Annotated in this window: 26 protein-coding genes; 8 read left to right on the forward strand and 18 right to left on the reverse strand. The window is 58.7% G+C overall.

Going from position 1 to position 17,984, the window contains the following annotated elements; all coding sequences use genetic code 11:
• Positions 1–136: 136 nt before the first annotated feature.
• From PSJ8397_RS17335 to rplO, 4 genes are all read right to left on the reverse strand, one after another.
• The gene (locus PSJ8397_RS17335; protein ID WP_268794662.1) at positions 137–265 is read right to left on the reverse strand and encodes a hypothetical protein; all 129 of its coding nucleotides are present in this window, start codon (positions 263–265) and stop codon (positions 137–139) included.
• An 88-nt stretch (positions 266–353) separates the two neighbouring features.
• A complete protein-coding gene (locus PSJ8397_RS05705; protein ID WP_085863636.1) occupies positions 354–938 on the reverse strand; it encodes an adenylate kinase in 585 nt (194 codons plus the stop codon).
• Positions 935–2,293, reverse strand: a complete 1,359-nt coding sequence (gene secY / locus PSJ8397_RS05710) for a preprotein translocase subunit SecY (protein WP_085863637.1) — start codon at positions 2,291–2,293, stop codon at positions 935–937. The genes PSJ8397_RS05705 and secY overlap by 4 nt, the downstream gene beginning before the upstream one ends.
• 104 nt (positions 2,294–2,397) lie before the next feature.
• On the reverse strand, positions 2,398–2,871 hold the full coding sequence (rplO, locus tag PSJ8397_RS05715) for a 50S ribosomal protein L15 (RefSeq protein ID WP_085863638.1): 474 nt from the start codon (positions 2,869–2,871) through the stop codon (positions 2,398–2,400).
• A 215-nt stretch (positions 2,872–3,086) separates the two neighbouring features.
• Here rplO and PSJ8397_RS05720 point away from each other — a divergent pair, with 215 nt between their 5' ends.
• The gene (locus PSJ8397_RS05720; RefSeq protein WP_159453094.1) at positions 3,087–4,232 is read left to right on the forward strand and encodes an acyltransferase family protein; all 1,146 of its coding nucleotides are present in this window, start codon (positions 3,087–3,089) and stop codon (positions 4,230–4,232) included.
• Here the strand turns inward: PSJ8397_RS05720 and PSJ8397_RS05725 are convergent, their stop codons facing one another.
• The 13 genes from PSJ8397_RS05725 to rpmC form a co-directional block, all read right to left on the reverse strand.
• On the reverse strand, positions 4,233–4,505 hold the full coding sequence (locus PSJ8397_RS05725) for a hypothetical protein (RefSeq protein WP_085863640.1): 273 nt from the start codon (positions 4,503–4,505) through the stop codon (positions 4,233–4,235). It abuts the gene before it with no gap.
• A gap of 81 nt (positions 4,506–4,586) precedes the next feature.
• Entirely contained in the window at positions 4,587–5,801 is a 1,215-nt protein-coding gene (locus PSJ8397_RS05730; protein ID WP_085864263.1) for a threonine ammonia-lyase, read from the reverse strand.
• A 166-nt stretch (positions 5,802–5,967) separates the two neighbouring features.
• Complete coding sequence (gene rpmD / locus PSJ8397_RS05735; RefSeq protein ID WP_085863641.1) at positions 5,968–6,156, reverse strand: 50S ribosomal protein L30; 189 nt, start codon at positions 6,154–6,156, stop codon at positions 5,968–5,970.
• Between the two features lie 3 nt (positions 6,157–6,159).
• Positions 6,160–6,738, reverse strand: a complete 579-nt coding sequence (rpsE, locus tag PSJ8397_RS05740; protein ID WP_085863642.1) for a 30S ribosomal protein S5 — start codon at positions 6,736–6,738, stop codon at positions 6,160–6,162.
• Between the two features lie 116 nt (positions 6,739–6,854).
• Complete coding sequence (rplR, locus tag PSJ8397_RS05745) at positions 6,855–7,214, reverse strand: 50S ribosomal protein L18 (RefSeq protein WP_085863643.1); 360 nt, start codon at positions 7,212–7,214, stop codon at positions 6,855–6,857.
• A gap of 5 nt (positions 7,215–7,219) precedes the next feature.
• A complete protein-coding gene (gene rplF, locus PSJ8397_RS05750) occupies positions 7,220–7,750 on the reverse strand; it encodes a 50S ribosomal protein L6 (RefSeq protein ID WP_085863644.1) in 531 nt (176 codons plus the stop codon).
• 10 nt (positions 7,751–7,760) lie between these two features.
• On the reverse strand, positions 7,761–8,153 hold the full coding sequence (gene rpsH / locus PSJ8397_RS05755) for a 30S ribosomal protein S8 (RefSeq protein WP_085863645.1): 393 nt from the start codon (positions 8,151–8,153) through the stop codon (positions 7,761–7,763).
• Positions 8,154–8,165: 12 nt separating this feature from the next.
• Entirely contained in the window at positions 8,166–8,471 is a 306-nt protein-coding gene (gene rpsN / locus PSJ8397_RS05760) for a 30S ribosomal protein S14 (protein ID WP_085863646.1), read from the reverse strand.
• A 14-nt stretch (positions 8,472–8,485) separates the two neighbouring features.
• Positions 8,486–9,049, reverse strand: coding sequence for a 50S ribosomal protein L5 (rplE, locus tag PSJ8397_RS05765; protein ID WP_085863647.1), 564 nt, complete (start codon positions 9,047–9,049; stop codon positions 8,486–8,488).
• Positions 9,049–9,354 carry a 50S ribosomal protein L24 gene (gene rplX / locus PSJ8397_RS05770; protein WP_085863648.1) on the reverse strand — a complete coding sequence of 102 codons (306 nt, stop codon included), beginning with the start codon at positions 9,352–9,354 and terminating at the stop codon, positions 9,049–9,051. Before rplX ends, rplE begins: the two co-directional genes overlap by 1 nt.
• Position 9,355: 1 nt before the next feature.
• A complete protein-coding gene (gene rplN / locus PSJ8397_RS05775) occupies positions 9,356–9,724 on the reverse strand; it encodes a 50S ribosomal protein L14 (RefSeq protein ID WP_009574016.1) in 369 nt (122 codons plus the stop codon).
• A gap of 75 nt (positions 9,725–9,799) precedes the next feature.
• Complete coding sequence (rpsQ, locus tag PSJ8397_RS05780) at positions 9,800–10,027, reverse strand: 30S ribosomal protein S17 (protein WP_085863649.1); 228 nt, start codon at positions 10,025–10,027, stop codon at positions 9,800–9,802.
• Positions 10,028–10,030: 3 nt separating this feature from the next.
• Entirely contained in the window at positions 10,031–10,237 is a 207-nt protein-coding gene (gene rpmC, locus PSJ8397_RS05785; RefSeq protein WP_085863650.1) for a 50S ribosomal protein L29, read from the reverse strand.
• Positions 10,238–10,588: 351 nt separating this feature from the next.
• Between rpmC and PSJ8397_RS16815 the strand changes: the two genes are divergently transcribed.
• On the forward strand, positions 10,589–10,840 hold the full coding sequence (locus tag PSJ8397_RS16815) for a hypothetical protein (protein WP_143515382.1): 252 nt from the start codon (positions 10,589–10,591) through the stop codon (positions 10,838–10,840).
• Positions 10,841–10,846: 6 nt separating this feature from the next.
• Here the strand turns inward: PSJ8397_RS16815 and PSJ8397_RS05790 are convergent, their stop codons facing one another.
• Positions 10,847–11,503 carry a class I SAM-dependent methyltransferase gene (locus tag PSJ8397_RS05790; RefSeq protein WP_085863651.1) on the reverse strand — a complete coding sequence of 219 codons (657 nt, stop codon included), beginning with the start codon at positions 11,501–11,503 and terminating at the stop codon, positions 10,847–10,849.
• A 113-nt stretch (positions 11,504–11,616) separates the two neighbouring features.
• Between PSJ8397_RS05790 and PSJ8397_RS05795 the strand changes: the two genes are divergently transcribed.
• From PSJ8397_RS05795 to PSJ8397_RS05820, 6 genes are all read left to right on the forward strand, one after another.
• The gene (locus tag PSJ8397_RS05795; protein WP_085863652.1) at positions 11,617–12,225 is read left to right on the forward strand and encodes a 2OG-Fe(II) oxygenase family protein; all 609 of its coding nucleotides are present in this window, start codon (positions 11,617–11,619) and stop codon (positions 12,223–12,225) included.
• Positions 12,226–12,318: 93 nt separating this feature from the next.
• Positions 12,319–13,005: a lysozyme family protein gene (locus tag PSJ8397_RS05800; RefSeq protein ID WP_085863653.1), complete on the forward strand. Its 687-nt coding sequence runs from the start codon at positions 12,319–12,321 to the stop codon at positions 13,003–13,005.
• A 475-nt stretch (positions 13,006–13,480) separates the two neighbouring features.
• Positions 13,481–14,065 carry an ANTAR domain-containing response regulator gene (locus PSJ8397_RS05805; protein WP_085864264.1) on the forward strand — a complete coding sequence of 195 codons (585 nt, stop codon included), beginning with the start codon at positions 13,481–13,483 and terminating at the stop codon, positions 14,063–14,065.
• Entirely contained in the window at positions 14,062–15,204 is a 1,143-nt protein-coding gene (locus PSJ8397_RS05810) for a CmpA/NrtA family ABC transporter substrate-binding protein (RefSeq protein WP_085863654.1), read from the forward strand. Before PSJ8397_RS05805 ends, PSJ8397_RS05810 begins: the two co-directional genes overlap by 4 nt.
• A gap of 250 nt (positions 15,205–15,454) precedes the next feature.
• Positions 15,455–16,825 (forward strand): CmpA/NrtA family ABC transporter substrate-binding protein, encoded by a 1,371-nt coding sequence (locus PSJ8397_RS05815; protein WP_085863655.1) that lies wholly within the window; start codon positions 15,455–15,457, stop codon positions 16,823–16,825.
• 80 nt (positions 16,826–16,905) lie between these two features.
• Positions 16,906–17,979, forward strand: coding sequence for an ABC transporter permease (locus PSJ8397_RS05820; protein WP_085863656.1), 1,074 nt, complete (start codon positions 16,906–16,908; stop codon positions 17,977–17,979).
• The last annotated feature ends 5 nt before the right edge of the window (positions 17,980–17,984 follow it).

Raw genomic sequence — 17,984 nt, forward strand, 5'->3', positions numbered from 1 at the left:
CGGACCCTTTTTTCACAACGTAAGCCCGAGGCGATTTCTGCCAGCGGGCTCAAGTCATATCGAGGTGTTCAAAACAGGGTGCGACCCTGCGATTCCCATACGGGATGGGGGCTTTTAGGAGTGTTCGGGTGAACGGTCAAGCCTTTGCTGTGCCGTTGTCTTTCGGTCGGCCTTCCAGCCGTTTCAATTGACGTATGGTCTGGCGGATCCAGACCGACATCCCAAGTGCTGCGAACGACAGTATGACGAAAGTCTGGGGGGCCATCCGCAACATCGTGAGTGTCAAAAACAGAAGCAATACACAGGCAAATGCCGCCGCCAATCTGGCGAGCGGCACGGCAACGGGTTGGACATTATGCGTCAAGAACGCCTGCGATATCCGCCGCGACCTGGTCCATCGTGCCCAGACCATCCACAGACTTCAGATCGCCTTTGGCATGGTAGTAGCCAATGAGCGGGGAGGTCTGTTTGTAATAAGCCATCAGACGGACCTTGAGGCTTTCGGCGTTGTCGTCGGCCCGCGCTATGCCGCCTGCGGCGACAGCTTCGGCCGCGCGGCCAAGGATACGATCCACCAGAACTTCGTCGTTCACTTCGAGAGCGATGACGTGATCAAGGGTGTTGCCGGTCTCGGCCAGCAGATCGCCCAAGGCGTCGGCCTGGGCCAGCGTGCGGGGGAAGCCGTCGAAGATGAAGCCGCCGTGGTCGCCGCCTGCCTCAAGCTTTTCGCGGATCAGGCCGATCACGATCTCGTCGGTGACCAGATCGCCGCGGTCCATGACAGCAGCAACCATTTTGCCCATTTCCGTGCCGGAGGTCTTGGCCTCACGCAGCATGTCGCCGGTGCTCAGCTGAACCATATTGCGAGCATCTACGAGTTTGGCGGCTTGCGTGCCTTTGCCCGCTCCGGGTGGTCCGAGAAGGATAATATTGGTCATCGACGAGACGGGCTCCGTTTCTTGCCACCGCGCTTACCGCGCAGCTGGGATTTCTCGATCAGCCCTTCGTATTGATGAGCCAGAAGATGGGATTGGATCTGCTGGATGGTATCCATCCCGACGCTGACGATAATCAAAACCGACGTGCCGCCAAAGTAAAAAGGAATGCTGAGGTTCGCGCGGAGGATTTCCGGCAACAGGCAGACCAGAGCCAGATAGGCAGACCCGAGGACAAGGATACGTGTGACCACGTAATCAAGATATTCCTTGGTGCGCTGACCGGGGCGGATGCCGGGGACAAAGCCGTTCTGGTTTTTCAGGTTGTCGGCCACTTCGTCCGTCTTAAACGCCACTTCGCGGGTGTAGAAGAAGGTGAAGAACACGATCATCGCCGTGAAGAAGATCAGGTACAGCGGTTGACCGGGCCCGAAGTAGGCCAGGATCGTGGACATGATCGGCCCAGCGGTGTCACCGCCCGAAAACGTGCTGAGCGTGGTGGGCAGCAACAGCAGCGCAGAGGCGAAGATCGCGGGGATCACGCCGGCGGGGTTCACTTTGATCGGCAAGTGGGACGAGCCACCGTCAAAGACCTTCATGCCGACCTGACGGCGCGGGTACTGAATGTGGATCTTACGCAAGGAGCGTTCCATGAAGACCACAAAGGCGAAGACCGCGATGACCATGGCGAAGACGCCCAGCACCAGACCCCAGTTGTTGGTTTCCTGACCCTGGGCCAGGAAGCCCGCGAGGGCGGCGGGAACTTCGGCGATGATACCGACGAAGATGATCAGAGAGATGCCGTTGCCGATGCCGCGTGCGGTGATCTGTTCCCCCAGCCACATCAGGAACATGGTGCCACCCACCAACGTAATCACGCAGGCCAGGCGGAAATAGAGGCCGGGGTCAGTCGCCAAATCGCCCGCCTCAAGCGAGGCGGCCATGCCGTACGCCTGGAAGGTGGCCAGCACCACGGTGCCGTAACGGGTGTATTGATTGAGCTTTTTGCGGCCCTGTTCACCCTCTTTTTTCAACTGCTTGAGAGGTTCCCACATGGCCCCCAGAAGCTGCACGATGATCGAGGCAGAGATATAGGGCATGATGCCAAGGGCAAAAATACCCATCCGGCCAAGCGCGCCACCGGTGAACATCGACAAGATGCCCCCGATGCCAGAGGCCGCTTCGTCCATGAAGGCGCGCAGGGCGTCGGTGTCGATGCCGGGCACCGGAATATAGGTGCCCAAACGGTAGACGATCAGAAGGCCGAGGGTGAAAAAGATCCGCTGACGCAATTCTTTGGCCTGGCCAAAGGCCGACCAACTTGTGTTCGCGGCCATTTGCTCTGCTGCTGATGCCATATCGGGTGCCTATATCTGTTATGCAAACGCCGCTGGCCGGGGATCCAGCAGCGGCGCTTTATCCATGAAACGATGTAAGGGGCGAAGCCGCCCCCCACAAGTCGTTATTCAGCGGCTGGCGCGGCTGTGACCGTCAGTTTACCGCCCGCTTTTTCGACAGCTTCGACGGCGCCTTTGGACGCGCCGGTGACTTCGATCGTTGCTTTTGCCGTCAATTCACCCTTGGCGAGGACGCGCACACCGTCGAGTTTACGACGCAGCGCGCCGGACGCGACAAGGCTGTCTTCGGTGATGGACCCAGCGTCGAGCTTTTTGGCGTCGATGAATTTCTGGATCAGGCCGAGGTTGATCACGGCGTATTTTTTACGGTTGGGCTTGTTGAAACCGCGCTTAGGCAGGCGCTGGTAGAGGGGCATCTGGCCGCCTTCGTAGCCACCAATGGCCACACCGGAGCGGGATTTCTGACCTTTGATACCACGGCCACCCATCTTACCCATGCCAGAGCCTGGACCACGGCCCACGCGTTTCTTTGGCTTGGTTGCACCTGGGTTGTCGTGCAGTTCGTTCAATTTAACCATGTCGCTGTCTCCTTGCCGGAAGACCTGACCCAGCGAAGATCAGGCACGCGGCGTTGATGTTGATTCTTATGGCCCACGCGGACCACTGGCGGCGTATAGGACAGCCGCGCGGGGCTGACAAGGGGTTTGGGCCGCCCCCGCTGCCCCTTTGGGGGCCGCGTCCTTACCCTATCCGCGCCCCGATTTGGCCCGATTGCCGTGATACGCCGTGGCGCATGACCCACACAGACGCCCTGCCCCGCCACTTTACCTGCATTGACGCCATGCGCGGCATTGCCGCGATTTTCGTCGTGATGTTTCACGCAACGCGCTTTTTTCAGGATCAGGCGGGCGTGCATGTGGTGCCGGTGGCCCCTGAAGACATGCCGTATGGCGCGTGGCTGTGGCCTGCGTTTGTTTATGGCGAAGAGGCTGTCCGGTTGTTCTGGGTGATTTCGGGGTTTGTTTTTGCCCATGTGTATTGGAACCGCCCCACCACCGCGCGCGAGTTTGCTGTGGCGCGGTTTGCGCGGCTGTATCCGCTGCATTTTGTGACGCTGATTTTGGTGGCGGGGATGCAGATGATCAGCCTGCAGACACAGGGGCACTGGCAGATCACCGGCAACAACGATCTCAAACACTTTGTGCTGCAGCTGTTCCTTTTGGACAGCAGTTTGGCCCTGTCCGACGGGGTGAGTTTCAACGCGCCGATCTGGTCGGTGTCGGCTGAGATTTTCGTTTATGTGCTGTTCTTCCTGTGTCTGCCATTGACCCGCCGCGCGCCCCTGAAGGGATCGCTGATTTTGGCGATGCTGTGTTACGGCGTTTTGGTCATCAGGCCTGATGGGTTTCTGATCGGGCCTTGGGTCTTTGCCTGCGGCGTGTTCTTTTTCGCCGGTGCGGCATGCTATGCTGGCTATGTTGGCCTGCGCGGGGCGGTGCGGCCCTTGGCCGTCAGTGTGGCGGGCCTGATTGGGGCGACGGTCATTGCGGGTCTTTTGGGGTTGCATGACGTGGCACTTTTGGTGGGATGCTGCGCCATCGTGATGGCTTTGGCCGCGATGGAACGCAGCGTGCAGGCGCGGCGCGGTGTGCGGGGCGGTATGCTGCAGTTTTTGGGCGACATCAGCTACAGTCTTTATCTGGTGCATATGCCGATCCAGATCCTCGTGGTGCTGATCATTGATCTGTATTTTGGCGGCGGACGGGACTTTGCCGCGTCATACCTGACGTTGCCGCTGTTCATCGCGGGCAGCATTTGGGTCGCCTATCTGACGAACCGGTATTTTGAGAAACCAGTGGGGGCGTGGCTGCGCGGCAAAATGCAAAAACGCCGCACACCGGTGGGTGGCGACGTTAAAGGCGTTTCGGTCGGAACGTGATCAGCGGCTAGAGCACGCGGCCTCGGCTGCGGCCAAACGGGCCTGCAGTTCGCGGGGGTTGCCTTCCATAATGGCGGCAATGTCGGTCACAAGGCAGTCTTCCACCGCTTCGGCGAGGTTATTGGCCCCAAGCGCCACATCACGGGCATGGGCCGCACCCAACATCATGACAGACGCGGTTAGAACCACGAAATCCGTGGTCACTGCGCCATCCTCATCGGCGCGAAACGCCTTGAGATGGGCTGCGATTTTGGTCTGCAGGGCAGATGGCATGATCTTCGTCCAATCCTCGGTTCAGGTTTGAACAAGGTAAACGACGATTGTGGCAAAAATTTGGGGCGATCTGGCCGTGATCTAGATGCCTTGGTCGGTGCGCAAACGGAAGCCGTGCCCGCGCAGGGTGGCGACGATGTCTTTGACCTGTTCGGCATCGCGGGCCTCAATCACCACTTCAAGTTCTGCCTGTTTGAGGGAGACGGACTGCATCATGCGTTGGTGGATGACCTCAACAACGTTGGCGCCGGCCTCACCGATCAGACGGGAGATGTCGGCCAGCTGACCGGGCGTGTCGTCGATTTCGAACGTCAGCCGCACGATGCGCCCGTCGCGCACAAGGCCGCGCAGAATGAGGGTTGAAAGGAGGCGGCTGTCGATGTTTCCCCCACAAACGACCAGTCCGACCTTTTTGCCTTTGAAGTGATCAAGATTGTTTTTGATGACCGCAAGGCCCGCACCGGGCGCGCCTTCGGCCACCAGTTTTTCCGCCGATAACAGATCAAACACAGCGTCTTCGATCTGGGGTTCGGTCGCGGTGAGAACCTGTGCGACATGGGTTTTGATGATGTCGATGTTGGCGGCAGCGGGCGCCTTGACGGCGATGCCTTCGGCGAGGCTGGCGCCGCCGAAATGCGTGTCGTGGGCGTTCACCTGGGCCGAGACGGCATCAAAAAGTTCGGCTTGCGCGCCGATGATTTCGACCTGCGGTTTGACCGCTTTGGCGGCCACCGCCATGCCCGCAATCAACCCGCCCCCGCCGATGGGGATGACGATGGTGTCAAGATCTGGTGCCTGATCGAGCATTTCCAGCGCCACGGTGCCCTGCCCCGCGGCGACGACCGGATCGTCGAAAGGGTGGATAAATGTCAGGCCGTCCTGTGCAGCGTGGTCGAGTGTGAATTGCACGCTGTCGTCAAAGCCCTTGCCGTAGGTGATGACGGTGGCGCCGAAGGTTTCGGTGGCCTTGATTTTGTTGAACGGCGTGCCTTCGGGCATGACGATCGTTGAGGCGATGCCAAGGCGGGTGGCGTGGTACGCGACCCCTTGGGCGTGGTTTCCTGCGGAGCAGGCGATCACGCCCGCTTGGCGTTGGACATCGGTGAGGGTCAGCAGTTTCGCCAAGGCCCCACGGGATTTGAACGCATTGGTGTGCTGGCGGTTTTCGAGTTTGAGGTGCAGGTCGATCCCCAGTTGCAGCGACAACCGCGTGGCAGGGACCAGCGGCGTGAGGATGGTGGCGTCGCGAATGGCGTCGTGGGTGGCGCGGATCAGGTCGGGGGTGAGGGCTGTCATGTGATCACCGTGGCGACCGATGATCGTGGACGCAATGATATTTGTGGTCGGGGGCAAATTCTCATTGAGAATTTGAGTGCAGACTTTCGTAGAAAGTCTGAGACCGACGAAAAACGCCCCACCGTTTCCGGCGGGGCGTTCTATTGCGACATCAAAGGTAAGGGCCTTAGCCCTTTTCTTCGATGATCTCGACCATGTGGGGGATGCTTTCGACCATGCCGCGCACGGAAGGTGTGTCTTCCAATTCGCGGGTTTTGTGCATCTTGTTCAGGCCCAGACCGATCAGCGTTGCACGCTGTTTGGCGGGGCGACGGATCGGAGAGCCGATCTGTTTTACGACGATGGTTTTTGCCATGGTTTAGGCCTCCTCAGCGACTTGAGCGGATGCGTCGGGCGCATCGTCACGCTTGGGCAGGATGTCTGCCACTTTCTTACCGCGACGCTGTGCGACGGACCGAGGCGATGCCTCTTTCTTCAGGCCGTCGATGGTGGCGCGGATCATGTTGTAGGGGTTCTGGGAGCCGATGGACTTTGCCACGACGTCCTGAATGCCCAGCATCTCGAAGACGGCACGCATTGGACCACCTGCGATGATCCCGGTACCTTGTGGGGCGGTGCGCATCACAACGCGGCCAGCGCCGTGGCGGCCTTCCATGTCGTGGTGCAGGGTGCGGCCTTCGCGCAGTTGCACGCGGATCATCTGACGCTTGGCTTGTTCGGTTGCCTTGCGGATGGCCTCTGGGACCTCCTTGGCTTTACCTTTGCCGAAGCCGACGCGGCCTTTCTGGTCGCCCACGACCACGAGGGCTGCGAAGCCGAAACGCTTACCACCCTTAACGGTTTTGGAGACACGGTTGATCGCAACCAAGCGATCGGCGAATTCTGGTGTTTCGTCCCGATCACGACCTTTGCCGCGACGGTTTTCACGTTCTGCCATGAGAACTTTCCTTTGTTTCAGGTGGCCCGCAGGCCGGTTGTTTCAATCGCGGTGACGCAGGTGCGCGTCCCGGATCATCGGAAGGGCCGCCGCGATGGCAGCCCTTCGCAGGGGTCTTAGACTTTCAGGCCGCCTTCGCGGGCTGCATCGGCCAGAGCCTTGATCTTGCCGTGGAAGAGGAACCCGCCACGGTCGAACTGGGCTTCGGTCACGCCTGCCTTCTTGGCGCGTTCTGCGATTGCAGCACCCACCTTGGCAGCCGCTTCGACGTTGTTCTTGCCAACGACGCCGAGATCTTTCTCGAGCGAGGAGGCAGATGCCAAAGTCACGCCGTTCGCATCGTCGATCAGCTGTGCGCTGATGTTCTTGCTTGAGCGGTGCACGGACAGACGCGGCTGGCCGTTGTTGACCTTACGCAGCTTGTTGCGAACACGCAGGCGGCGCTTGATGAAGAGTTGACGCTTGGAGTTTGCCATGGGTCTTACCTCTTGCCTTCTTTGCGGAAGATATACTCGTCCACATATTTGATGCCTTTGCCTTTGTAGGGCTCGGGCTTGCGCCATTCGCGGATGTTTGCGGCGACCTGGCCAACCAACTGCTGGTCGGGGCCTTCGACAACGATCTGCGTGGGCTTCGGAGCGGTCACGGTCACGCCTTCGGGGACGGTGAAGTCCACGTCGTGCGAGTAGCCGAGGTTGAGTTTCAGGACATTGCCCTGCATCTGGGCGCGGTAACCCACACCGTTGATCTCAAGCTCTTTTTTGAAGCCATCGGTCACGCCAGTCACCAAGTTGGCGATCTGGGTGCGGGACATGCCCCACTGCTGGCGGGCGCGCTTGGACTTTCCGCGCGGATCCACCTTAACCGTGTTCTCTTCGACTGTGATTGTCACATCGTCCGTGGCGGTGAAGCTGCGGGTGCCTTTTGGCCCCTTCACTTCAACCGTCTGACCGGAGACAGACGCCGTCACACCGCTGGGCAGTTCGACGGGTTTCTTACCAATACGAGACATCTTGTTCTCCTTAGAATACGGTGCAGAGCACTTCGCCGCCAACTTTGGCTGCCCGTGCGTTTGCGTCCGACATCACACCTTTGGAGGTGGAGACAATCGACACACCCAGGCCCTGACGGACGGATGGGATGTCATTGACGCCCATGTACACGCGACGACCGGGCTTGGAGACCCGTTTCACTTCGCGAATGACAGGGGTGCCTTCGTAGTATTTCAGGCTGATTTCAAACGCAGGATGACCTGCGGTATCTTTCGTGGCTTCATAGCCGCGAATGTAGCCTTCGTCTGCCAGCACATCCAGAACCCAGCCGCGCAGTTTGGACGCGGGGGTGGCCACGACGGATTTACCGCGCATTTGGCCGTTGCGGATGCGTGTCAGCATATCACCGATAGGATCGTTCATATCTGTCTCTCCTTACCAGCTGGACTTGACCATGCCGGGGATTTCGCCGTTGGAACCAAGGTCCCGCAGAGCGATCCGGCTGATCTTGAGCTTGCGGTAGTACGCGTGCGGACGTCCCGTAAGCTGGCAACGGTTGTGCAAACGTGTCGGTGCCGAGTTGCGCGGCAGTTTGGCAAGCTTGAGGCGCGCTTTGAAACGCTCTTCCATGGGCTTGCTTTCGTCGTTTGCGATTGCTTTGAGTTCGGCGCGTTTTGCTGCGTACTTTTCGACGAGCTTCTGACGCTTCACTTCGCGGGCGATCATGGATTTTTTAGCCATATCTATCAGTCCCCTTAGCTGTTGAACGGCATGTTGAAATGCTTCAACAGCGCTTTTGCTTCTGCATCGTTGTCTGCAGTGGTGCAGATCACGATATCCAGGCCCCAAACTTCGTCGACTTTGTCGAAGTTGATTTCGGGGAAGACGATGTGTTCCTTCATGCCCATGGCGTAGTTGCCACGGCCATCGAACGACTTGCCGGACACGCCGCGGAAGTCGCGGATGCGGGGCATGGCGATCGTGATCAGACGATCAAGGAATTCAAACATACGGTCGCCACGAAGGGTCACTTTGGCACCCAGAGGCATGTCTTCACGAACGCGGAAACCAGCGATGGATTTCTTGGCTTTGGTGATGACGGCCTGCTGACCGGCGATGGCTGTCAGATCTTCCTGGGCCGATTTGGCCTTTTTGGAGTCTTTCACAGCTTCTGCGCCTGCGCCGATGTTCAGGACGATTTTGTCCAGACCCGGGATTTGCATGTCGTTCTTGTAGCCGAATTCTTCCTTCATCGCGGCGCGAATCTTGGAGGCATACTCGGCCTTCAGACGGGGGGTGTAGTTTGCGGTGTCGAGCATCAGATCACGTCCCCTGTTGTCTTGGCGAAGCGGACTTTCTTGTCGCCGTCCATCTTGAACCCGACGCGCGTGGCTTTGCCGTTTGCGTCGACGATGGCGAGGTTGGACAGATCAATCGGCATGGCCTGTGGCGTACGGCCACCCTGGCTTGTCTGGGATTGCTTCACGTGACGGATCGCGATGTTCACGCCGTCGACGACAGCCTTGCCGGCTTTCGGGTCAACGGAGCTGATTTCGCCCGTCTTGCCTTTGTCTTTGCCGGCCAGCACGATGACCTTGTCACCCTTGCGGAGTTTAGCAGCCATATTACAGCACCTCCGGAGCGAGCGAGATGATCTTCATGAAGTTCTTCGCGCGCAGTTCACGAACCACTGGCCCGAAGATACGGGTGCCAACAGGTTCGTTGTTGTTGTTGAGAATGACGGCCGCGTTGCGATCAAAGCGGATCGCGGTGCCGTCTTCGCGGCGGACTTCCTTGGCGGTGCGTACGACGACGGCCTTACGGACGTCACCTTTCTTTACGCGACCACGTGGGATGGCCTCTTTCACCGATACGACGATGATATCGCCGACCGATGCGTAACGACGGTGAGAACCGCCGAGCACCTTGATGCACTGAACACGGCGTGCGCCGCTGTTGTCAGCAACATCTAGGTTGGTCTGCATCTGGATCATGGGTTTCTCCTGACCTTTGAACTCAGCGTAATCCGTCGCTGGCCCAGGGTTTCACGAAACGGGGGTGTGACTGCCTTAGGCAATCACCTCCCAGCGTTTGGTTTTCGACTTCGGCGCACATTCCTGAATGCGGACTTGGTCACCGACGTTGAATTGGTTGTTTTCGTCGTGGGCCCGATACTTTTTGGACTTACGGACGGTTTTCTGAAGCAGCGGGTGCTTGAAGCGACGCTCGACCGACACAGTGACAGTCTGGGCGTTTTGGTTGGAGGTCACGACCCCCTGCAGAATACGCTTAGGCATTGATTAAGCCTCCGACGCAGCGGCTGCTGCTTTTTCGTTCAGAATGGTTTTCACACGGGCCGCATCGCGTTTCACGGTGCGCATACGTGCTGTGTTTTCAAGTTGGCCTGTGGCCTGCTGAAAGCGCAGGTTGAAGCTTTCTTTTTTCAACGCTGCGAGGTCATCACGCAGCTGGTCGGGGGTTTTGTCCCGAAGTTCTTTGGCGTCCATCGGACGGCTCCTTTGTCAACATCACCGGCAGGCCGTTTGGTGTGAATATTGCACACGCCACGTGACCCGATTCTCCGGTGGAGTGGGTTAGATTGGGGGCGTATAGGGGGGATGGGGGCGTGTGGCAAGGGGTGTTTGCCCGGATACGGGCGATCTTTGCGAAACCCACTTTTATCCTGGTCGCACTCTACCATAGGATGCAGAAATGAATGAAGTGATGGCGGAAAGGGGCCGTCTTGCCTGTCGTCCTGGCCGTTTGGGATCGGTCAAAGTGAATGGGTCATAGGTGTGCTTATGGAACTTACTGTATTGATGGCATTGCTGTGAACCGGCCTTGTTGCGATTGGCACCGTGCTGTTTGACAGCGATTCACCAGATGACGACGGCCCGCCGACTGGTACGGTCAACGGCACCGACGGTGATGATACTGTGAGAGTGAGCGGGCTGGAGATCTTCGACATTGATGAGGTCAATTTCGGTGATGGTGATGATACCTTCACATCAAATGATGTGCCGGCTGCTGAAGTCGTATTCCTCAGCAGACGAGCGCATGATCTTTGGTGCAGCAGCGGCACGTATGACAAACGGCCGCCACCACGCTGACCACGATTATTTAGGCGTCCGACGCATCTGGATCGAGACGGATTCAGGCGCGAACCCGATATACTCGTAATCTGCCGGATCATAGGTTTCCATCAGCGCCTTGTATTCATGATGCCGCCAGCCGGGGTAGCCGTACAGTTCGTCAAACAAAATGACGCTGCCTTTGCGAAGACGCTTTTTCAGCGCCTTGAGGGCAAAGAGGGTCGGCGTGTAGGTGTCCATGTCCATGTGCACAAAGCCCACGGGGCGGTCTGCGTTGGCTTTCAAATAGCCCGGCAGCGTATCCTGCACCCAGCCTTTGACCAAGGTCACGTTGTCCGGCACGTCGGGCAGTTTGCCACCGGTGCTAAAGGCACCTGCACCGCGGCCGGTCTGGATGCCGGTCCAGTCCTCCTCTAGCCCTTCAAAACTGTCAAAGCCGGTCATGGACAGACCGTGACCGGCCAGATGTTTGCCAAACGTCCGGCAGCCCGCGCCCTCGGCCACGCCAAGTTCCATATAAAGCCCGTTTTCAACCGCGTTGTCCGTGGCGCGCTTGATCGCAAAGACACGCCCTTGTTCCTTGCGTTTGAACAGCATGGATTGCTCCATCTCGCTTTTGAAATGCTGCATGCTTTCGACGCGCGATTGGTGCGCCAGAAGATCAATGGGGGAGTCTGCCATGGGATTGCCTGTTGGTTTGTATTTTTGCAAAGGGTAAGGCGTCTGCCGATGTCTGGCCAGACTTGTGCGCTATGGCGCGTTGAATTGCGCCAATCCGTGCGGTAACGACACACATGGCCCAGATTAAATCCCTCTTTGTGACCCGCCTTTACCATGCCCCGCTTGGCCCCATTGACGCCGATGAGTTGCGCGCGTCGTGTTATTCCATCGCTGAGGATGATGAGGCCGGGCAGGAGTGGTGTGAGGAGAACGCGTTTCCGGGTTACACTTCTTATGCGTCGTTGACGGACCTGCCGTGGCGGTTTCCGATCTTTGCGGAGGTAAAGGCGGCGTTGGATGCCCATGTGGCCACCTTTGCCGAGGATCTGGCGTTTGATCTGGATGGGCGCGATTTGGTGTTGGAAGATATCTGGATCAATATCCTGCCCGAGGGTGGCATTCACACCAGCCACATTCACCCCCATTCGGTGATCTCGGGCACCACTTACGTGAAGATGCCTGAGGGCGCATCTGCGCTGAAGTTGGAGGACCCGCGCGCGCAGATGATGATGGCGACCCCACCCCGCCGCAAGGATGCGGATGAGGCACTGCAGCAGTTTGTCTATGTGAAACCCGCCGTGGGGGATGTGCTGTTGTGGGAAAGCTGGCTGCGCCATGAAGTGCCGATGAACATGTCCGAAGACGACCGGATTTCGGTCAGCTTTAACTACAAATGGGCCTAGACGTCTAAAATTGTCAGCATTCACCGGAAGGCCGATAAGGCCTTGGTAAGGGTTGGGCGTTAGGCCTGCGCCATCTCAGAACGGGATGGTGATATGCGGCTGATTTTCTTTGTGATGTGTGTGGTCTGGGCCAGCGGGGTGCGGGCGGAATTGCAATCGCTGTTTCCACGCAATGAAGTGGCCGTCGCGACCGCGCAGGGCAGTTTGTTTGCGGGCGCGCAGGCGGGCCTGTTTGCTCGGCCCGAGAGGGCTGCATTGCCCACCACGAATGCCCGTTTTGTGGCACCGCGAAGTACGGGCAGCACCCCGGTTGATCAATTGTTGAGCCTGATTGCCGAGGCGGAGGCAGGATCTAAGGGCTATGATGCGGTGCAATATGGCGCGCGTATCCGACCTGCTTTGCCGCCAACGCAGATGACGTTGGGCGACATTTATGCGTGGATCGATGCAACGCCCGGACAGCCGCACGCCATTGGTCGCTACCAGTTCATCCCCCCGACCCTGCGCCGCGTGGCGCAGATCCGCGGATTCGGCCCCGAAACACCGTTTACACCTGGCGTGCAGGATGCGTTGGCGGTGGTTTTGCTGGAGGACGCGGGGCTGTCGGCGTTTAAGGCAGGGGACATGGACAGGTTGGTGTTCATGCACAATCTGGCAAAGATCTGGGCCGGCCTGCCGCTGCCCAACGGGCGGTCATATTACGAAGGCTATGCTGGCAATTCAGCGTCGATGTCGTGGGCCGTATTTGATGGGGGCATGCGGGCGATTTGGGGGGTGTGAGGCCAAAGGTCCGTTGTGCCAACGAAGCGGAACAGGATTTGTCGGCTTTGCTGACGCAGCACATGCCTGCAGGCGCCGCATGTCCATCGCTTTGCTGCGGCAAACTTCGCCAAACCGGCCCTTCGCAGCGACAGATTGCGGGGGACCCAAGACAGAGGTTTTGCCGCACACTCTGGCCGTACGAACAGCGCAAAGCGAAGCTGCTGCTGGTTGAACAGCGGCCCGCACTCTCCTTGCCACATTTTTTAAGCATCTCCCTTTGATCGTGGCGTGATGGTCGCCCAACTGACTGAAGGAAGGATCATTCGTCGGATGGGCGGGCCTCTCCTCGATATCCATCAGCGTGACTTTCAATGTGTAGAAAAGATGGGCAATCAAACAACGAATGCTCAATTTGGCTGCGGATAAGTCGTTTGCGCTCTTTAGGGTCTCACCCGCCATTGACGTTCTGATGACCGGCTCAAATGACGTCGTCATGAACCGTGATCTTCGCATTCTCATCGTTGAACCTGACCCCGAGCGCGTGCAGGGGATCATCAGCGCTTTGACGGAGGCCGGATGGACGGATGTCAAAGCGCTGGCACAGATTTCGGCCTTGGACCGCACGGTCAAGAAATTTGTTCCGGATATCGTTCTGATCGACCTCAGCAATCCTGACCGCGACACGCTTGAACATATCTCGTTTGCCTCGGAAACCTCCAAGCGCGCGGTTGCCTTGTTCGTGGATCAGACCGACGATGCCTTGACGCAGGCGGCGCTGAACGCTGGGGTCAGTGCGTATGTGGTCGACGGCCTCAAGATGGAGCGGATAAAATCGGTCCTTGAGACGGCCATCGCCCGGTTCAAAATCATGCGGCAAATGCAGTCGGAGTTGGATGCCGCGAAACAGGCGCTTGAGGATCGCAAAACCATTGATCGCGCCAAAGGCATCCTGATGCGCCAGCGCAACATCTCCGAAGATGATGCCTACACGCTGCTGCGCAAGACGGCGATGGGGCAGAACCGAAAGGTGATCGACGTGGCGCACGCGCTGGTCACGGCGGCGGACCTGCTGTCATGAGCGATATTGTCCTGAACTGCGGTTACGTCCCATTGGTGGATTGTGCACCCTTGGTGATCGCAAAGGACCTTGGATTTGCAGCTGAAGAGGGGCTGGTGCTTAACCTTGTGGCGCAACCGTCCTGGTCGGCGTTGCGAGATATGCTTGCGCTGGGTCATCTGGACGCCGCCCATATGCTTTCCCCGATGCCGGTTGCCATGTCGATCGGGCTGGGTGGATTGCCTGCACGGGTGGACGCGCTGATGGTCCTGTCGGTTAACGGTACGGTGTTCGGCGTGTCGAACGCACTTGCGGCAGACCTAGGCGAGGTGCCCTTTGGTGATGCACAAGGGCTGTTGGCGGCCCTTGCCGCGCGCACGTCGGGTCCGCTGCGGATTGGCGTCCCGTTTCATTATTCTATGCATCGACTTTTGCTGTCCTATTGGGCTTCGTCGGTGGATGGCCTGAAGACGGAGGAGATCGTGGTGCCGCCGCCGCGCATGGCAGATGCTGTTGCCAACGGGTTTGTCGATGCGTTCTGGGTCGGCGAGCCGTGGGGCAGCGTTGCCGTCCAGCAAAACGTCGGACAGGTGATGATGACAGGCAAGGATGTCTGGGGGTTCGCGCCCGAAAAGGTTTTGGCCGTGCGCCATGACTGGACAAACGCAAATGAAGATGCCGCGGCGCGTCTGATGCGGGCCGTTTTTCGCGCCTCTGCCTGGCTTGACGCGGACAAAAACCGGACGCTTGCGGTGGAAATTTTGGCCCGCAGCGAACATCTGAGCATGTCGCCCGACCTGATTGACCCCGCGCTGACAGGACAGATTACGCCGCGCTTGAACCATGCCCCACAGACGGTGGCGCGGTTTATGCAGTTCCACAAACACGCGGCATCCTTTCCGTGGCGCTCTCAGGCGGCATGGATCGCCCGGCAACTTGGCGCGGATGCGACCGGCATCCAGACCGCAAAGTCCTGTTTCAGGTCTGATCTGTATCGCCGGAACCTTGGCGGGATCGGGGCCGACATGCCGGGCGCTTCGGAGAAAATCGAAGGTGCTTTGCGGTTTGAAACGGCAGTGGCATCGACGGGAGGCCATATGATTCTCGCCCCGGATGCTTTCTTTGATGGCAGAACCTTCGACTTTCCGGCTGAAAACTGATGATTTTTTAGGCAGTCTTTACATTCCTGCCGGATTTCATGCGGCGCTGCAGCATTGCCGTTGCGCTTTGCCCGCAGGACGCCCCATCGTGAGTGCAAGGGGCAACGACGCCTACTCACTCGCGCAGACCGACGCAGGCCGCGCATCAATCAAGAGCAATGCCGCTCGTAGGGACCACGGACTTTCTCCCCCGTGATCTTTACGTGCGGCTTTTTTTGTTTTGCCCCCCGGGCAAGGAAAGGATCTGAACATGAGAAGAACACTCGCGGTGCTTTTGGCGACGTCCAGCCTGTTGGCGACGTCCGTTGCGGCCCAATCCCTCGATCTGGAAAAGGAAGACCTGACGCTTGGCTTTATCAAGCTGACCGATATGGCGCCTTTGGCTGTGGCCTATGAGCTTGGCTATTTCGAGGACGAAGGCCTGTTTGTGACGCTTGAGGCGCAGGCCAACTGGAAAGTGCTTTTGGACGGTGTGATCAGCGGAGAGCTGGACGGCGCGCATATGCTGGCCGGGCAGCCCTTGGCCGCAACGATTGGATACGGCACCGAGGCGCATATCATCACGCCCTTTTCCATGGACCTGAACGGCAATGCCATCACCGTATCCAACGAAATCTGGGAGGAAATGCGCCCCAATGTTCCGCTTATGGATGACGGCCGCCCCCAGCATCCGATCAGCGCCAGCGCGTTGGCGCCCGTGGTTGAGGACTATCTGGATCGCGGCGAGCCGTTCAACATGGGCATGGTGTTCCCTGTCTCGACCCACAACTACGAAATCCGCTACTGGCTGGCGGCTGGCGGGTTGCAGCCAGGGTACTATAGCGAACAGGATATTTCCGGCCAGATTGACGCAGATGTGTTGCTGTCGGTGACGCCGCCGCCGCAAATGCCCGCTACGATGGAGGCCGGCACGATCTTTGGCTACGCCGTGGGCGAACCCTGGAACCAGCAAGCCGTGTTCAAGAACATCGGCGTTCCGGTGATCACCGACTACGACATGTGGAAGAACAACCCTGAAAAGGTCTTTGGCATCACCGCCGAGTTTGCCGAAGAATATCCAAACACAACACTGGCCCTGACCAAGGCGCTGATCCGCGCCGCGATCTGGCTGGATGAAAACGACAACGCCAACCGCGAAGAAGCGGTGCAAATGTTGTCGCGCCCCGAATATGTGGGGGCTGACGCAGAAGTCATCGCCAATTCCATGACCGGTTTCTTTGAGTTTGAAAAAGGAGACGTGCGCCCTGCCCCGGACTTCAACGTGTTCTTCCGCTATAACGCGACCTACCCGTTCTATTCGGACGCCATTTGGTATCTGACCCAGATGCGCCGCTGGGGCCAGATCAGCGAGACGATGCCCGATGAATGGTATTTTGAGACCGCCGCTGACGTGTACCGCCCTGACATTTACCTTGAGGCGGCGCGCCTGTTGGTCGACGAAGGCATGGCAAACGAGGCGGATTTCCCGTGGGACAGCGACGGGTTCAAGGCCCCGACGCCAGCGTCTGACATTATTGATGCCATCCCCTACGACGGCCGCGCCCCCAATGCCTACATCGACAGCCTGCCGATTGGCCTGAAGTCCGGCCAGACCGTCATCGACGGCGAAGTTCAGGGCTAAACAACCGCTGTCCGTGCTGCCAATCGCGGCGCGGGCGGCCCTTTCTCCTTTCCCTCAAAAGCAGCAGTTGGACACCCGATATGACCGCGATTGACCCCACAACACTCGACGCAGAGGCCCGCCGCCAACGTCGGTTTGCCCGTATCAACAAGGCCGACGCGTGGTTTCGCGTGTTGGGTCTGTCATGGATGACACCCATTTTGAAAGCCGTAGCCGGGGACAACCCACGCGGACAGGCCAAGGAAATCTGGCGCCTGCTTGGGGTTCCGCTGCTTGCAATTGCGGTGTTCATCGGACTTTGGGCCACCTTGGCACCAAAGGTGCAAACGTCCCTTGGTGCCGTGCCCGGACCGGCACAGGTCTGGGAGCAGGTTGGCGAATTGCGTGCCGACGCGGTGCGCGAGGGCGAACGCGAGGCGGCGTTCTATGTCCGCCAAGACGAACGCAACGCTGAACACATCGCAAATGGGGAGCCCGACAAAGTCCGCGACCGTGTCTATACCGGCAAGCCCACCTACTACGACCAAATCTGGACTTCGATCAAAACGGTCTTCTTCGGCTTTCTCATTGCGTCCATCGTCGCGATCCCGCTCGGTATTGCAGCTGGTCTGTCGGCCACGGCCAACGCCGCGTTGAACCCGCTTATTCAGATTTTCAAACCGGTCTCTCCGCTGGCGTGGCTGCCCATTGTGACCATGATCGTGTCGGCGACTTATACGACCAGCGACGGCATGTTCTCGAAGTCGTTCCTGATCTCGGCCATCACCGTGACGCTGTGTTCGCTTTGGCCGACGCTGATCAACACCGCACTGGGTGTGTCCAGCATCGACAAAGACCTCGTGTCGGTGTCCCGTGTTTTGAAAATGAACACCTACACCAAGATCACCAAACTGGTGCTGCCCTCGGCCCTGCCATTGATCTTCACGGGTTTGCGCCTGTCCCTTGGTGTTGGCTGGATGGTGCTGATTGCCGCCGAAATGCTGGCGCAGAACCCCGGTCTGGGCAAATTCGTCTGGGACGAATTCCAGAACGGATCGTCGCAGTCGCTGGCCCGCATCATGGTCGCCGTGTTCACCATCGGCATCATCGGCTTCCTGCTGGACCGCGTGATGTATGCGCTGCAATCCATGTTCACCTTCAGCAACAATCGGTGATCGGT

It is taken from the genome of Pseudooctadecabacter jejudonensis (genome assembly GCF_900172275.1).
Lineage (GTDB): Bacteria > Pseudomonadota > Alphaproteobacteria > Rhodobacterales > Rhodobacteraceae > Octadecabacter > Octadecabacter jejudonensis.

Excerpts from the sequence above, each read along its gene's own strand:
- PSJ8397_RS05820 (WP_085863656.1), top strand. The coding sequence starts at position 16,906 with ATGACCGCGATTGACCCCACAACACTCGACGCAGAGGCCCGCCGCCAA.
- rplF (WP_085863644.1), bottom strand. The coding sequence starts at position 7,750 with ATGTCTCGTATTGGTAAGAAACCCGTCGAACTGCCCAGCGGTGTGACG.
- rpsH (WP_085863645.1), bottom strand. The coding sequence starts at position 8,153 with ATGAACGATCCTATCGGTGATATGCTGACACGCATCCGCAACGGCCAA.
- rpmC (WP_085863650.1), bottom strand. The coding sequence starts at position 10,237 with ATGGACGCCAAAGAACTTCGGGACAAAACCCCCGACCAGCTGCGTGAT.
- PSJ8397_RS05720 (WP_159453094.1), top strand. The coding sequence starts at position 3,087 with ATGACCCACACAGACGCCCTGCCCCGCCACTTTACCTGCATTGACGCC.
- rpsE (WP_085863642.1), bottom strand. The coding sequence starts at position 6,738 with ATGGCAGAACGTGAAAACCGTCGCGGCAAAGGTCGTGATCGGGACGAA.
- PSJ8397_RS05815 (WP_085863655.1), top strand. The coding sequence starts at position 15,455 with ATGAGAAGAACACTCGCGGTGCTTTTGGCGACGTCCAGCCTGTTGGCG.
- rpmD (WP_085863641.1), bottom strand. The coding sequence starts at position 6,156 with ATGGCAAAAACCATCGTCGTAAAACAGATCGGCTCTCCGATCCGTCGC.
- PSJ8397_RS05800 (WP_085863653.1), top strand. The coding sequence starts at position 12,319 with ATGCGGCTGATTTTCTTTGTGATGTGTGTGGTCTGGGCCAGCGGGGTG.
- PSJ8397_RS17335 (WP_268794662.1), bottom strand. The coding sequence starts at position 265 with ATGGCCCCCCAGACTTTCGTCATACTGTCGTTCGCAGCACTTGGGATG.
- rplX (WP_085863648.1), bottom strand. The coding sequence starts at position 9,354 with ATGGCTGCTAAACTCCGCAAGGGTGACAAGGTCATCGTGCTGGCCGGC.
- rpsN (WP_085863646.1), bottom strand. The coding sequence starts at position 8,471 with ATGGCTAAAAAATCCATGATCGCCCGCGAAGTGAAGCGTCAGAAGCTC.
- PSJ8397_RS05795 (WP_085863652.1), top strand. The coding sequence starts at position 11,617 with ATGGCCCAGATTAAATCCCTCTTTGTGACCCGCCTTTACCATGCCCCG.
- rplR (WP_085863643.1), bottom strand. The coding sequence starts at position 7,214 with ATGGCAAACTCCAAGCGTCAACTCTTCATCAAGCGCCGCCTGCGTGTT.
- PSJ8397_RS05810 (WP_085863654.1), top strand. The coding sequence starts at position 14,062 with ATGAGCGATATTGTCCTGAACTGCGGTTACGTCCCATTGGTGGATTGT.
- PSJ8397_RS05730 (WP_085864263.1), bottom strand. The coding sequence starts at position 5,801 with ATGACAGCCCTCACCCCCGACCTGATCCGCGCCACCCACGACGCCATT.
- secY (WP_085863637.1), bottom strand. The coding sequence starts at position 2,293 with ATGGCATCAGCAGCAGAGCAAATGGCCGCGAACACAAGTTGGTCGGCC.
- PSJ8397_RS05790 (WP_085863651.1), bottom strand. The coding sequence starts at position 11,503 with ATGGCAGACTCCCCCATTGATCTTCTGGCGCACCAATCGCGCGTCGAA.
- rplE (WP_085863647.1), bottom strand. The coding sequence starts at position 9,049 with ATGCTCGACACCGCAAACTACACCCCCCGTCTGAAGGCCGAGTATGCC.
- rpsQ (WP_085863649.1), bottom strand. The coding sequence starts at position 10,027 with ATGCCTAAGCGTATTCTGCAGGGGGTCGTGACCTCCAACCAAAACGCC.
- rplO (WP_085863638.1), bottom strand. The coding sequence starts at position 2,871 with ATGGTTAAATTGAACGAACTGCACGACAACCCAGGTGCAACCAAGCCA.
- PSJ8397_RS05725 (WP_085863640.1), bottom strand. The coding sequence starts at position 4,505 with ATGCCATCTGCCCTGCAGACCAAAATCGCAGCCCATCTCAAGGCGTTT.
- rplN (WP_009574016.1), bottom strand. The coding sequence starts at position 9,724 with ATGATCCAGATGCAGACCAACCTAGATGTTGCTGACAACAGCGGCGCA.
- PSJ8397_RS05705 (WP_085863636.1), bottom strand. The coding sequence starts at position 938 with ATGACCAATATTATCCTTCTCGGACCACCCGGAGCGGGCAAAGGCACG.
- PSJ8397_RS05805 (WP_085864264.1), top strand. The coding sequence starts at position 13,481 with ATGAACCGTGATCTTCGCATTCTCATCGTTGAACCTGACCCCGAGCGC.